Annotated in this window: 13 protein-coding genes; 4 read left to right on the top strand and 9 right to left on the bottom strand. The window is 38.7% G+C overall.

Annotated elements, in window-relative coordinates; all coding sequences use genetic code 11:
• Positions 1-54 precede the first annotated feature (54 nt).
• Together asnS and ACOVO2_RS15915 are read left to right on the top strand one after the other, a co-directional pair.
• On the top strand, positions 55-1,482 hold the full coding sequence (gene asnS, locus ACOVO2_RS15920) for an asparagine--tRNA ligase (RefSeq protein ID WP_421770930.1): 1,428 nt from the start codon (positions 55-57) through the stop codon (positions 1,480-1,482).
• Between the two features lie 152 nt (positions 1,483-1,634).
• Entirely contained in the window at positions 1,635-2,720 is a 1,086-nt protein-coding gene (locus tag ACOVO2_RS15915; RefSeq protein WP_421770929.1) for a complex I subunit 1/NuoH family protein, read from the top strand.
• A gap of 85 nt (positions 2,721-2,805) precedes the next feature.
• Here ACOVO2_RS15915 and ACOVO2_RS15910 read toward each other — a convergent pair whose 3' ends face one another.
• The 6 genes from ACOVO2_RS15910 to ACOVO2_RS15885 form a co-directional block, all read right to left on the bottom strand.
• Entirely contained in the window at positions 2,806-3,366 is a 561-nt protein-coding gene (locus tag ACOVO2_RS15910; protein WP_421770928.1) for a Uma2 family endonuclease, read from the bottom strand.
• Between the two features lie 50 nt (positions 3,367-3,416).
• A complete protein-coding gene (locus ACOVO2_RS15905; protein ID WP_421770927.1) occupies positions 3,417-4,193 on the bottom strand; it encodes a LytR/AlgR family response regulator transcription factor in 777 nt (258 codons plus the stop codon).
• A gap of 1 nt (position 4,194) precedes the next feature.
• Positions 4,195-5,022 (bottom strand): sensor histidine kinase, encoded by an 828-nt coding sequence (locus tag ACOVO2_RS15900; RefSeq protein WP_421770926.1) that lies wholly within the window; start codon positions 5,020-5,022, stop codon positions 4,195-4,197.
• 185 nt (positions 5,023-5,207) lie between these two features.
• A complete protein-coding gene (locus tag ACOVO2_RS15895) occupies positions 5,208-5,933 on the bottom strand; it encodes an ABC transporter ATP-binding protein (protein WP_421770925.1) in 726 nt (241 codons plus the stop codon).
• Positions 5,934-6,004: 71 nt separating this feature from the next.
• On the bottom strand, positions 6,005-7,255 hold the full coding sequence (locus ACOVO2_RS15890; RefSeq protein ID WP_421770924.1) for an ABC transporter permease: 1,251 nt from the start codon (positions 7,253-7,255) through the stop codon (positions 6,005-6,007).
• A gap of 83 nt (positions 7,256-7,338) precedes the next feature.
• Positions 7,339-8,439, bottom strand: a complete 1,101-nt coding sequence (locus tag ACOVO2_RS15885; protein ID WP_421770923.1) for an efflux RND transporter periplasmic adaptor subunit — start codon at positions 8,437-8,439, stop codon at positions 7,339-7,341.
• 254 nt (positions 8,440-8,693) lie between these two features.
• Here ACOVO2_RS15885 and ACOVO2_RS15880 point away from each other — a divergent pair, with 254 nt between their 5' ends.
• On the top strand, positions 8,694-9,125 hold the full coding sequence (locus ACOVO2_RS15880; RefSeq protein ID WP_421770922.1) for a lipocalin family protein: 432 nt from the start codon (positions 8,694-8,696) through the stop codon (positions 9,123-9,125).
• Between the two features lie 46 nt (positions 9,126-9,171).
• Here the strand turns inward: ACOVO2_RS15880 and ACOVO2_RS15875 are convergent, their stop codons facing one another.
• Together ACOVO2_RS15875 and ACOVO2_RS15870 are read right to left on the bottom strand one after the other, a co-directional pair.
• A complete protein-coding gene (locus tag ACOVO2_RS15875) occupies positions 9,172-9,639 on the bottom strand; it encodes a regulatory protein RecX (RefSeq protein WP_421770921.1) in 468 nt (155 codons plus the stop codon).
• Positions 9,640-9,767: 128 nt separating this feature from the next.
• Positions 9,768-11,585 carry an ABC transporter ATP-binding protein gene (locus tag ACOVO2_RS15870; RefSeq protein WP_421770920.1) on the bottom strand — a complete coding sequence of 606 codons (1,818 nt, stop codon included), beginning with the start codon at positions 11,583-11,585 and terminating at the stop codon, positions 9,768-9,770.
• Positions 11,586-11,785: 200 nt separating this feature from the next.
• On the opposite strand from ACOVO2_RS15870, the gene ACOVO2_RS15865 reads away from it, so the two are divergent.
• A complete protein-coding gene (locus ACOVO2_RS15865) occupies positions 11,786-12,217 on the top strand; it encodes a CHRD domain-containing protein (protein ID WP_421770919.1) in 432 nt (143 codons plus the stop codon).
• 59 nt (positions 12,218-12,276) lie between these two features.
• On the opposite strand, the gene ACOVO2_RS15860 is transcribed toward ACOVO2_RS15865, so the two are convergent.
• Positions 12,277-13,625, bottom strand: a 1,349-nt coding sequence (locus tag ACOVO2_RS15860; protein ID WP_421770918.1) for an MATE family efflux transporter, incomplete at its 5' end; no start/stop codon positions are given.

Genomic DNA, 13,625 nt, shown 5'->3' with positions numbered 1-13,625 from the left:
TAAGAAAAGTTTTATTCCTATTTTTGCAGTTCAATTCAAGAATAAAAGAGAATTATGCAAATCAAGGAATTACTGAAGCAATCGCCAAGCGAACAAGAAGTGACCGTGAAAGGTTGGGTACGTACCAAACGTGGGCAAGCAGCCGTAACTTTTATTGCCATTAATGATGGCTCAACGATACATAATATTCAGGCAGTTGCCGAAGGTGGTGCAATAGATGAAGAAACATTGAAGTTGGTTTCGACGGGTGCATGTGTGGCCGTGACTGGTAAACTAATCGCTTCGATGGGTTCGGGACAAGCCGTAGAGGTAAAAGCCGAGAAAATCGTGGTTTACGGCACTGCTGACGAGACATTCCCGATGCAACCAAAGAAACACTCGATGGAGTTTTTGCGTGAAAAAGCTCACTTACGTTTCCGTACGAACACTTTTGGAGCAATTTTCCGCATTCGTCATGCTTTGGCTTATGCAGTGCATAAATATTATAACGATAACGGCTTCTTCTATCTTCATACGCCAATCATCACAGCTTCTGATGCCGAAGGTGCAGGCGAGATGTTCCATGTGACCAACTTCGATATGGAGAAACCTCCAAGAGCCGAAGATGGAAGCATTGATTATAGCCAAGATTTCTTCGGTCGCCAAACAAGTTTAACCGTTTCGGGGCAACTCGAAGGCGAATTAGGTGCATTAGCCTTATCGAAAATTTATACTTTTGGGCCTACTTTCCGTGCTGAAAACTCAAATACTACTCGTCACTTGGCCGAGTTTTGGATGATTGAGCCAGAAGTTGCTTTCTATGAATTGGAAGATAACATGGCTTTGGCCGAGGATTTTGTGCAGTATGTAATCAAATATGCTCTCGAAAACTGTGCGGAAGATTTGGCTTTCTTGGAAAAACGCCTTTTGGAAGAAGAGAAAAACAAGCCACAAAACGAGCGTAGTGAATTGAGCTTATTGGATAAATTGAAGTTTGTGGTTGATAATAAATTTGAGCGTTTGACATACACCGAAGCGATTGAAATTTTGCTTCGCTCTAAACCTCATAAAGAGAAAAAATTCCAATATCCAGTTGAGTGGGGAATTGATTTGCAATCTGAGCATGAGCGTTATTTGGTTGAAAAACACTTCAAAAAACCAGTGATTTTGACCAATTACCCGAAAGACATCAAGGCGTTCTACATGAAGCAAGATGAAGATGGGAAGACGGTAAGAGCAATGGATGTGTTGTTCCCAGGTATCGGAGAAATCATCGGAGGCTCACAACGTGAAGATGATTACGAGAAATTATTGGCTCGTACGAAAGAGGTTGGTATCGACCCAGAAAACATCTGGTGGTATCTCGAAACTCGTAAATTTGGTTCGGCTCCGCACTCAGGTTTTGGTCTTGGTTTCGAGCGTTTGGTATTGTTCGTAACGGGCATGACTAATATTCGTGACGTGATTCCTTTCCCTCGCACGCCTAAGAGTGCAGAGTTTTGATTTTAGGCACGAAAATTAAAAAAATAAGTATAGAACCGCTGCGGCGGACCGTGCAGATTTTTATGATGAAACATGATGTTGTAATTATATCATAATCAATCTGTAAAATCATAAGAATCTGTGTTCTATATTTTATACCCCAAATTGCTAAAATGCTCATAACCATTCTCATATTTCTTGCGATTATTTTCGCCAATGTGGTCGTTGCGGTGTATGTCGAGCGTAAAGTTTCGGCATTTATTCAAGACCGTACCGGCCCAATGGAAGTTGGTAAATGGGGATTGCTACAACTCATTGCCGACCTTTTGAAGTTGATTCAGAAGGAAGACATCGTGCCTGCTGCTGCCGACCGACGGATGTTTAAATTTGCTCCCTTGATGATTTTCTTGGCGATTTTTGCCGGTTTTGCATTATTTCCTCTTTCACCTAGTTTGAGGGGCTCGGCTACGCAAACGGGCGTTTTTATGCTTTTGGCCATTGTTTCGCTTGATATTTTGGGAATTCTGATGGCTGGTTGGGCATCAAATAATAAGTATTCTTTATTGGGGGCGATGCGTTCGGTTGCTCAAATTATTTCTTACGAAGTGCCGCTCGGACTTTCAGTTTTGTGTGTGGTTTTGATTACCCAAACACTTGATTTACAGGAAATTAGTTTTCAACAAGGCTTTCTTTCACTCGAAAAAAACTATCTTTTTGGTATAAAAGCAACAGGCATTGAGGTGAATCAATACGGCGGAATTTTGACTTGGAATATTTTCCGAAATCCGTTTCTACTCATAGTTTTTGTGATTTATTTTATTGCTTCGTTGGCCGAAGCTAACCGAGCTCCTTTCGATTTACCCGAAGCTGAATCAGAGTTAATTGGTGGTTTTCACACCGAATATTCGGGCTTTCGTTGGGCGATTTTGTTTCTTGCCGAATACGGAATGATGCTTTTAGTTTCGATTTTGGGAGCGATTTTGTTTCTGGGTAGTTGGAATACGCCTTTTCCAAATATTGGCTCTTTTACGCTTGGAAGTTGGACAAGTGGGCAAATCGGACATTGGTCGAGCGACCTTTGGGGTGCTTTTTGGTTGATTTCAAAAGCTTATTTATTAATTTTGATTCAAATGTGGGTACGCTGGACACTCCCTCGCTTGCGTGTTGACCAACTCATGTATCTTTCTTGGAAAGTGCTAACGCCGTTTTGTTTGGTGCTTTTATTGATTTCGGGCGTTTGGCGTTTGTTGATGATTTAGCGTAGTCAACGGTTTTCAGTCCACGAGTCCAGGGTAATTTTTAGCAGTTTTTTCTGTGGACTGACAACTACTAACTGTGGACTACTTAAAAGATTCCTTCAAAAATATCACCCATCAAAAGTGAAGCATCGAGTGCTGGTAATGTAATGGTATCTTTTAAATCAGTGTAATAGCTAAACTCCCATTTATCGGCATTTTTGGCGTAAACCTCTACGAAAGGTTCTTCTTGCGAAACTATCAGATAATATTGTAAAGTAGGCAAAATAGAATATTCTCTTAGTTTGTCAACGGTATCGGTTTTTACTGAATTATCAGAGAAAACTTCCACAATCAGCACAGGTTGGGTGATAGCGTGCGAATCTTCATCATCAATCGTGGGTGCAACCGCAATATCTGGGTAGCGATAGCGATTGTTTTCGAGCATTAATCTTACATCGTGATTATATACTTTTAAAGCTCTTTTTTTGAAACTATTTCGTAGGGAAACATAGATATTTCCTGCAATCTCATTCGCTTTTTTTGATTCTCCAGGCATAGCAAAAAGTTTTCCGTCCACAAATTCGTGACGGATTTCTGAAGTCTTTTCAAGTTCAAAATACTCCTCAACGCTATATCTTTTCTCTTCTACTAAAGTTTCTGTCAGCATTTATTTGAAGTTTTATTCAAAATTAAAAGATATTTTGATAAAAACAAATATCAACCCAACTCAAACCAGCCTCTAAATTGGTGGGCTTTTTCCTTACTTACCACTACTTCATCTTTGGTTGTTACGACCAATTTTAATTCTATTTTTCCAGTAAAATGTGTGCGATAGCTTTCAATGGTGTGTTTATTGACAATAAATTGGCGGTTTGCTCGAAAAAATCCTTCGGGGCTCAATAATTCTTCTATTTCATCGAGCGAATTGTAATCAGTAATAAGCCGCTGATTATCAGTGGTTTGAATCCAAATAACTTCATCTCTATAAAAGCAAGCAATTCGCTCGATCGTTACAGCCACGATATTTCGTTGGTGATGTGCCGTAAATCGAGTTTTGAATTTTGGGCTTGTGGAGCGATTTTCTAAATCACTCAGTAAATGAGTAAGTTGCTCCTTAAAATCATTCTGATTGAGTGTATGATTTAGCTTTTTAAACTTCTCAAAAGCACTGCGTAGCTCATCTTTATCAATTGGTTTCAACAGATAATCAATGCTATTGAGTTTGAAAGCCCGAATGGCGTATTCGTCGTAAGCAGTCGTAAAAATGATTGGGCATTGCGGCTGAATTTCTTGAAAAATATCAAAACTTACGCCATCAGAAAGCTGAATATCCGATAAAATAAGATCAGGTTCGGCATTAGTTTTAAACCAGTCTAAAGATTCTTTTACACTGCCGATTGTGGCCAATAAAGTTGATGTTGGTTCAAGCTGTTTAACCAAATTTTCGAGATTCTTGGCTACCAATGGCTCGTCTTCTATTATAAGAATTTTCATATCAAATCAGTGGGATTTTTACTTTGAAAACATCGTTTTTTTCAATTAATACTTCTTTATCACTCAGAAAACTATAGAGCGTTTTTAGATTATTTAGTCCTTGTCCGTTGGAGGTTTCAACTTGTTTCTTTTGTTGTATGGGGTTTTCTATAATGAGATAATTGTCTTGGTTAAATATGTTGATATTCAGTGGATTAGCTTGATTGATAATGTTGTGTTTTAGTGCATTTTCGATTAAGATCTGCAAAGTTACGGGGGCTATTTGTTGATCTAAACCTTCTTCCGAAATATTGAAATGGATACCCAATGATTCGCCAAAACGTGTTTGCAGTAAAGCTACATAATTCTTAATAAAGTTCAGTTCGGTTTCGAGGCTTACCAATCCTTTTTCTTTGTTCTGTAAAACGTATCGAAATACTTTCGCCAGTTGACGCAGAAATTCACTGGCCAGAGTTGGATTTTCGTGAATTAGTGAATCGAGCGAAGTAAGGCTATTGAATAAAAAATGTGGATTAAGTTGGTTTTTTAAGTTATCGAATTGTACCTGCGATTTTTCTTTCTCAAGATTGGAAGCTCTGAGTGCATTTTCACGCCATTTATTCAAGGAGTATTTGGCAAAATGAATGACATTCAACAAGGTCACTATTAAAATTTCGGAAAAAAGAGCGGCAAGTTGTGCAAGTTTGGTTGCTTCTTTATCAATGATTTTATGAAAGGGTAAAATAGTCTTTCCAAATGAAAATGCTAATCGCGAAATGCAGTAAATAATGATAAGATTAATGAAAATTTGAGTGGCCAAACGTTTAATTATGCCTTTATCATATGGCATGATTTTATCAAAAAATAGAGATGTTTTGATGAAAAATAGCCATGTAATGGATAAAACTATGATAGATATTGTATATAATAGGAGGTTGCTCTTGAAATCAAAATCAAAAATATACCATCTGAGCAACGCAGAGATCGTGGAAAAAAATATGATTAAGGATACACCTATTTTATTCTCGTTTTTCATTAGTTAATTATTTGTCCGTCTGACATCTCAATGATTCTGTCACTGCCTTTGGCAAAATCGGGGTCGTGCGTTACGGCAATGATTGTTTGGTTGTTTTCGTGAGCAATTTGCTTAAAAATCTCGAAAACTACTTCCGAATTTTTCTTGTCAAGATTCCCCGTAGGCTCATCGCCCATGATTATTGCAGGGTCGTTAATTAAAGCTCTTGCAATGGCTACTCTCTGTTGTTGTCCACCCGAAAGTTTGGCTGATTGCTTGAGTGCGTGGTCTTGCATATCAACCAACTTTAACTTTTGATAGGCTCTTTCTTCAATCTCTTTGTTTGAATATTTACCGAGTTTTAGAGCAGGAAGCATTACGTTTTGCAAAACCGTAAACTCAGGTAAAAGAAAGTGAAACTGAAAAACAAAGCCCAAATGCTCGTTTCTGAACGCTGCCAGTTGGTCTTGTGTTTGGCCTGTTAGGCGTTCGCCATTCATTACTAACGAACCATCGTAGGCAGTATCCATTGTGGAAAGAATATACAAAAGAGTTGATTTTCCACAACCAGATTTTCCTACTAAAGCAAGAAATTCTCCACGATTAGCTTCAAACGAAATGTTTTTTAAAACCTGAAACTTTTCGGGTTCGTAGAAATATTTGTTGATGTTGGCGGCCTGAAGTACAAGCCCCCTATCCCCCGATGGGGGGATTTCTTGTTCTACGTGTTTTTTTGATGGAATCATTATTATAATATTTTCATAAAACAAAACTTATGTAAAATAAAAAAGAGTTCCCCCATCGGGGGCGGAGGGGGCTACCCCCTCAATATCGCCACTGGGTCTATTTTTGATGCTTTTCGGGCTGGCATATAACCCGCCAAAATGGTAGTTGTGATACCGAAAATCATTCCGAGTCCGTAGTATTTGGGTTCGAATAAAATTGGGAATGTTTTTATATCAAGAAAATCGCCTGCATCAAATGGAACGGATGAAAGTAAATAACTTAGGCAAAAACCAATAATAATGCCCAATAATGCACCCAAAATGCCGATAATGATTGATTGGATGAGGAATATCGAAACAATATCATTTCCTGCAAAACCCGTGGCTTTCAGTATGGCAATGTCTTTCATTTTATTGATGACATTCATATTCATGATGTTATAAATACCAAAACCCGCTACCACTAAAAGTGTGATCGAAACCATGATTACCATTCCATTACGGATTTTATCACCGGCTAAAAACGCTGAATTGGCTTCGGCCCAATCTTGGGTTTTGTATCCGTACTGATTTTTCAGCACTTTGGCGTAAGTAAGAGCCGCTTGCGAGTCTTTCATTTTTATATGAATATCCGTCACGAAACTTTTATCTTTTTGTAGAATTTCCTGCACCATCGACATATTAGCGTAGCATTTTACACCATCAACGGTCTGAATACCAAAACCAAAAGTGCCTACTATTTTGACAAGTTTTAGACTTCCAGTGGGTGTTGTTACGGTTATTTTATCGCCAACTTTTACGTTGAGATTACGTGCTAAAACTTTACCCATCAGAATCCCGTTGGGAGTAGAAAGTAAAGATTCGATATTTCCTGATTTGATACGTTTTTTTAGGTCATATAATTTGTCTTCTTTCACTACATCGACACCCGCAATCTGACCCGAAAACGGCACTGGCCCTTTATTGAAAAATACCTGTGAACTTATCTGTGGCGAAACGCCTAAAACTGCTGGTTCTTTTTCGATATTAGCGGCTATTTGAAGCCCGTTTTTGATGTTAATCAATTCATTTTTAGGTAATTGATGATACGTAACATTGAAATGAGAAGGGTTGGCTTCTTCGATGATACTTGGGTGATTACTCGTTATCTCTTTATAAATTCTTATATGCGGCGATGAGTCGAGGGCCGAATCTTCAAGAAATTTATTGACACCTTTAATGACTGAAATCATGACGATAAACATCGCAATGCCGAACGTAACGCCGAGCATCGCAATCAAGGTCTGACGTTTTTTTGTCAGTAAGTGAGTTTTGGCTATTTGGAGTGATATACCGAGGTTCATGATTTAATTTTTGTTTTTTGTTGGTGTGGTAGAGACAAGGCACTGCCTTGTCTCTACGAGGTGTACATAGGATATAACATAAATCAATTTCCAAGCACCAAAACCGATTTTTCGGTTAGTCCAGCTTTTACCTCAACCATATCAAGGTTTTCAACGCCTTTCGTGATTTTGATTTTCTTTTTATCGCCGTTTTCTTCAATCCAAACCGAATCGCTGCCTACTAAATAGTTTTTCGGAATCGTCAGCACTTTTGGATTTTCCGAAACCACAATGTTAGCTTCGATCGTCATGCCGTAGTAGGCATTGGGTTTTTCCTCCACAAATTCGGCATCGACCCTAAAAGTTTGGTCGGCTTTATTGAGTTTTGGGTAAAGTTTAGTCACTTTCGCCTTAAAAATTTTGTCTTTGTAAACATCAATTTTCACCAAAACAGTTTGTCCGATTTGCACTTTCACAAAATCAGACTCGTCAATGGCCAATTGAGCGTAAACTTCGTTGGCATCACCTACCAATGCTATTGCTTCGCCACGTCGCACGAGTTCGCCTTGTTTTTTGTAGATTTCGTAGATTTTTCCTGCTTCAAAACTCTTTATTCGATAGTTATCTTCCTCACGAGCATTGACTTTGAAGTTCGATTTTGAATTTTGTAAATCTACATAAAGCTGATTTTTTGTACGTAACCAAGCTTTTCTACGAGCCGAAACATCATTTTTTGAGGTTTGGTAAGCCAATTCTGCTCGCTCATATTCGATGCGAGTGGTGGCGTTGCGGTCGTAAAGTTCTTTGTAGCGTTTGAAATTTAATGAATCGTTGGCCAGTTTTGTGCGTGCATTTCGAAGCTGAGCTTCGAGTTCATCAAGAATTGGCGAGTTGTCGCTAAAATTAGCTTCCGACTGGCGTAAAATATTGCTCGATGCCTCCAACCGAGCATCTTGTGAAGCACTTTCAAGCTGAAAAAGTAATTGGTTTTTGCCCACAGCATCACCTTCAAAGGCAGTTTGTTTTATTAAAAAACCATCGGCGTTGGCGGTGAGTTTATACTCGTTTTTTGGATAAATATTACCTGAAGCATAAACCGCTTCGGTGAGTGATTTATATTGAGGCGAAGTATTGGTATTTGCTGATTTTTTGCAGGAAACCAACGTGCCAACAAAGGCTAAAATGATTAGGTAACTATTTTTCATGAGATGTTTGTGCTTTCTGACGTACGAAAAATATCATTCTTAAATGTTACCCAAAGGTGAGTTTAAATTATAGAAGCATCAAGGAATTTTGAACGAAGCGGAAGAAAAAAACACCGAGACAGGAATAATTTTTGCCGTTAAGTAAATCTGTGTTCAATTTTGTAGAGGAAAATTCGTTTTATTGAGGAGTGATGTTGTAAATTGAATATTCAAACATTAAATCTATTAGACTTGTGAAGCTTATTTCAAATCGAATGAAAGTATTGGTTGTATCTTTATTATCGGTGATACTAACTAATTGCTCTAAAGATACGCCTTCGGCACAGATTGTTGGCAGCTGGAAAATCACAAATATTTTTGTGAAGCAAGGTGCTGCCCCAGATGCCGACCAGCTACCTGCTTTAGTAAAGGCTCTGCCTTGTGCAAAAGAAATAGTTTTTAATTTTCAGAAGAAAGGTAAGGTTTCATATAGTACACCAACGGAGTGCCAGTCAATTGCTAATAATTTTTCTGGTGCAAGTGAAGTTTCAGAATATGAAATAAACGAGGATAAATTGATAATAACAGGAAAAAGTACAAATACTTTTGGGCTTTCGCTCAGTAGCGGTACAATGACCTGGACAATTGTGGATGGAAGTGGAACAGCCTCAATGACAACTACCAGGATTATCTTGCAGAAACAATGATTGTAAATTACCAATATAATGCGTAGCTCATTGCCTCGGCGATGGGCTATTTTTTTGGAACAATCTTCCCAATCATTTCCCAAACTAAATCGGTCTCGAAACCTTTACCGATGGCGTAGCGAGCAAGCTTTTGTTTCAGTACCAAAGGCTGTTTTTCGGTGCGAAGTTCGTGTTTTTTCTTTTCAAGAATTTCTTGTAAAGTATTGATATAATCCTCGTCGTCGATTTCGGCCATGCCTACTTTTATGCAGTATTCTGAGAGTTTTCGAGCTTTGAGTTCATATTTTATCTTTAGCCTTCCCCATTGTTTTACTCTGAATTTACTTCCCGCAAAAATCTTAGCAAAACGTTCTTCGTTCAAGAAATTATCTTCAATCAGATAGGCAATTATTTCTTCGGCTTCATCGCCCCAAACCTCCCATTTTTGCAAACGCTCACGTACTTCTGCGTGCGTTCGCTCTTGATACGCACAGAAGTTCGCTGCTTTTACGAGTATGTCTCGGCGGGTTATCAATTTTGTATATTGTTGATTATACCTATAGTATTGACTTTAGTCAAAGGTAAGGTTTGGGCTAAAGCCAGTTTGGATTTGAGTTTATGTTATCCGTCAGCTAAAGCAGACGGCAATGAATATTAAATCAATTATGCCAAAGTCTGCATCGAACTTAATTTCTTGTAGAAACCATCTTCTATTTTCAAAAGTTCGTCGTGCGTGCCACGCTCGATGATTTGTCCTTGGTGAATAACCAAAATCTGGTCGGCACTCTGAATCGTACTTAGGCGGTGAGCAATTACGAGTGTCGTGCGGTTTTTCATCAAATTCGTGAGGGCTTCTTGTACCAATTTTTCTGATTCTGTGTCAAGTGCCGAAGTCGCTTCGTCGAGAATCAAGATTGGTGGGTTTTGCAAAATAGCTCTCGCAATCGACAAACGTTGGCGTTGTCCGCCCGAAAGTTTTGTGCCTCTGTCGCCAATAACTGTCTGATAATTAGATGATTGTTGCATGATAAAGTCATGAGCATTCGCAATTTTGGCGGCTGCCATTACTTCTTCCAAACTTACATTTTCGCCAAAAGCAATATTATTAAAAATCGTATCATTGAATAAAACTGCTTCTTGCGTAACGATTCCCATGAGTTTGCGAAGTGAGTGTTGCGAAACATCTTTCATATCAACACCGTCAATCGTGATTTGTCCAACCGTAGGGTCGTAAAATCTCGGAATCAAGTCGGCAATTGTTGATTTTCCGCCACCCGATGAACCTACCAAAGCAATGGTTTTGCCTTTTTGTAGCGTAAAATTGATGTTTTTCAAAACTTCAACATCACCTTCATAAGCAAAACCAACATTTTGTGCTTCGATGCTGTGTCCAAAATCTTTTATTTGGATTGCATTAGATTTGTCTTTGATAAGTGGTTGATTATCAACTAATTCTAAGATTCTTTCGCCCGAGGCTAGACCTCTTTGTGCCGAACTAAAAGCATTAGAAATATCTTTGGCCGGACGCATCACTTGCGAAAAAATAACAATATAGCTAATGAATTCAGACGCAGTCAACTCAGATTTCCCATCAAAAATCAAAGAGCCTCCGTAAAGCAAAATGCCGATTACGACAAAAACGCCCATGATTTCGGAAAAAGGCGAAGACATTTCTCGGCGAGCCGCCAATCCAAAAATAGCATTTCTGTAACCTTGGTTTTCGGTGCGGAATTTTTCGGTAATAAACTTTTCTGCCACAAATCCTTTCACAACCCGCATTCCGCCAAAGGCTTCGTCCATGAGGCTAATCAGATTACTGAGGCGTTGTTGTCCTTCTCCTGCATCACGTCGCATACGTTTCACGAGTGTAGAAATAAAGATTCCCGAAACAGGAATTACCAACAAAGCAAAAAGAGTCAGATTCCAAGAAATATAGAAAAGTGAAGCAATGTAAAATATAAACAGAAAAACCTCTTTGGTAGCAGCCGAAAATGTATTGGCAATTGAGTTTTCAACTTCTTGTACATCGGTTACGATGCGGGAAATCAGATTTCCTTTACGTTCGTTGCTGAAAAAACCGAGATGAAGATTGATGGAATTATCAAAAACCGCTTGTCGCAGATTTGCCACCATATTGGATTTAAATTTTTCTAAAAGCCTAATACTCACATATTTGAAGATATTGGCCAACAAAACCGAAACCGCAATAACTCCACAGACAAACTGCAATGCTCCGAATTTGCCATATTGAGTTAAGAATAAACCGAAATAATAATTAAACTGATTTTTTAAGTCAAAAATTGAGTCAGGTTTGGCTACAGTTTCAAAAGCGATTTTATCGAATAAAACATCTAAAAGTGGCATTAAAAGTGTAAAGTTGAGTACACCAAATAAACTTGCCAAGATAGAAGTAATGACGAATGGCACAATAAAACCACCAAGTGGCTTGGCATAAGAAAGTAATCGAAAGTAATTTTTCAATTGATTAAATCAGAAAATGTTTGGGGTGCAAAGTTCGGTAATATTCTGCATAAAACCTGCAAGGTCTTGGTGAGACGATGAAAAAATAGGGTAGAGGCTTACAAATAGTTTATATAAAAGTTTATTTTAAAACATATACAACCAAAAAGCAGTTTATTCCGTAAGTTACTCTGAATATTTAAACGTTAATTACTAATCAAATGAAAAATTTATTGACACTTGCGGTCTTATTAGTGGGTTTAACTCTTGCTTCATGCAAGAAAGATGAAGTTGCTTCATCGGATGTGGCATTTATGGCAATGCTTTCGGGTGCAGAAGAAGTACCAGCAGTAAATACTACTGCTACTGGAATGCTTGATGGTGTGTATAACAAAGATACAAAAGTCTTGACCTACACAATTACTTATTCGGGCATGACTCCAACAGCTTGGCATATTCACAAAGCAGCTAAAGGGGCAAATGGCGGAGTTATCTTTAATCTCGGAAGTACATTTACTTCTCCTTTCAAATCAGCAACGGTAGCTCTTACAGCAGAACAAGAAGCAGATTTAATGGCAGGAAATTATTATGTGAATATGCACTCAGCGAAATCTCCTTCGGGTGAAATTCGTGGACAATTATTGAAGCAATAATTTTTGATAGATTCAAAAAAACTGCAAGTTATCTTTAGAAACCTTGCAGTTTTTTATTTTTATACCGTTGTAGTTTTCCAACGCCCCCTTTTGAATACAAAAATCGCTACAATTGCCAGTATTGACTCGCTAATAGCAATCGACCAAAATACGCCATTCGGCCCCCAACCAAGGCTTTTGGCCAAGAAATAAGCCAACGGAATTTCGATTAACCAAAAACAAACAAAATTCATAATTGTTGGTGAAAGTGTATCTCCAGCACCGTTGAGCGATTGTCCGATAACCATTCCGTAGCCAAAGAAAATATAGCCGAGACAGATAATTTGTAGGCATAAAACGCCAATTTCAATGACTTTTGGTTCATCGGTAAAAATTCCAACGAAGTTTTCGGCAAAAAATGCAAATATAATTCCGACCAAAAGTAAGAAAATCATATTGTAGAAAGCCGTTCGCCAAACCGAAGTTTCGGCACGTTCGGGTTTCCCTGCACCGAGATTCTGCCCGACTAATGTTGCAGCAGCATTTGACATACCCCATGATGGTAAAATCGTGAAAATAATGATACGAATCGCAATCGTATAACCTGCCACAACCTCACTTCCGAAAGTCGAAAGAATGCGAGTCAAGAAAATCCAACTGGCCGACTGAATCAAAAATTGCCCCGTTCCGCCAGCTGCTACACTCAGTAAATTTTTAATAACTTCTTTATCAGGTACAAATTGTTTGGCAAGAATCTGAATATTGCCATTTCCGCCATAAAGTGCATATAATTGATACAAAACACCTATTGTTCGGCCAACAGTGGTGGCAATTGCTGCTCCTTCAACTCCAAAACCCATGATAGGAATCAGAATAAAATCCATGACGATATTCACGAAATTAGCCAATAAAATCGAACGCATGGCCGTTGAGGCATCGCCCGCACCACGCAACGCACCACTGAGTGTATAAAGCAAAACAATTGATGGACTACTCGCAAAAATGATTCGAGTAAAACTTGAGCCTTTTTCAATCAGGTGTTCGCTGCCGCCCATTAAACGGAGAATATCTTCGGCAAAAACAAAACCGATAATGCCAACCGAAACACCTAAAACCAACGAAATCATAATGACTTGAGCCACCGCCAAGCCGCCACCAATTTTGTTGCCTTCGCCCACTCGTCGAGCCACAATAGCCGTAGCAGCGGCACTCAATCCGATAGCTACTGAGTAAATTAGTGTTAGTACCGATTCGGTCAAACCAACGGTTGCCACGCCTTCTGTGCCTACATATCGAGCCACAAAAAACGCATCAACAACCGCAAAAAGCGACTCGCCAATCATTTCCAAAATCATTGGTACTGAAAGCAGAAAAATCGCACGGTTGATGCTAATATCAGTATAGTTTTGGTCTTCGCCACGAATGGCTT

It is taken from the genome of Emticicia sp., assembly GCF_049241225.1.
In the GTDB taxonomy this organism is placed as follows: domain Bacteria; phylum Bacteroidota; class Bacteroidia; order Cytophagales; family Spirosomataceae; genus Emticicia.
The sequence above is the reverse complement of the archived record's forward strand: the minus strand, read 5'-3'. Positions and strand labels throughout refer to the sequence as shown.

Bases quoted from the DNA above. Each gene is read 5' to 3' on its own strand.
- ACOVO2_RS15865 (WP_421770919.1), top strand. From the start codon at position 11,786: ATGAAAAATTTATTGACACTTGCGGTCTTATTAGTGGGTTTAACTCTT.
- ACOVO2_RS15885 (WP_421770923.1), bottom strand. From the start codon at position 8,439: ATGAAAAATAGTTACCTAATCATTTTAGCCTTTGTTGGCACGTTGGTT.
- ACOVO2_RS15905 (WP_421770927.1), bottom strand. From the start codon at position 4,193: ATGAAAATTCTTATAATAGAAGACGAGCCATTGGTAGCCAAGAATCTC.
- ACOVO2_RS15890 (WP_421770924.1), bottom strand. From the start codon at position 7,255: ATGAACCTCGGTATATCACTCCAAATAGCCAAAACTCACTTACTGACA.
- ACOVO2_RS15895 (WP_421770925.1), bottom strand. From the start codon at position 5,933: ATGATTCCATCAAAAAAACACGTAGAACAAGAAATCCCCCCATCGGGG.
- ACOVO2_RS15915 (WP_421770929.1), top strand. From the start codon at position 1,635: ATGCTCATAACCATTCTCATATTTCTTGCGATTATTTTCGCCAATGTG.
- ACOVO2_RS15910 (WP_421770928.1), bottom strand. From the start codon at position 3,366: ATGCTGACAGAAACTTTAGTAGAAGAGAAAAGATATAGCGTTGAGGAG.
- ACOVO2_RS15900 (WP_421770926.1), bottom strand. From the start codon at position 5,022: ATGCCATATGATAAAGGCATAATTAAACGTTTGGCCACTCAAATTTTC.
- asnS (WP_421770930.1), top strand. From the start codon at position 55: ATGCAAATCAAGGAATTACTGAAGCAATCGCCAAGCGAACAAGAAGTG.
- ACOVO2_RS15880 (WP_421770922.1), top strand. From the start codon at position 8,694: ATGAAAGTATTGGTTGTATCTTTATTATCGGTGATACTAACTAATTGC.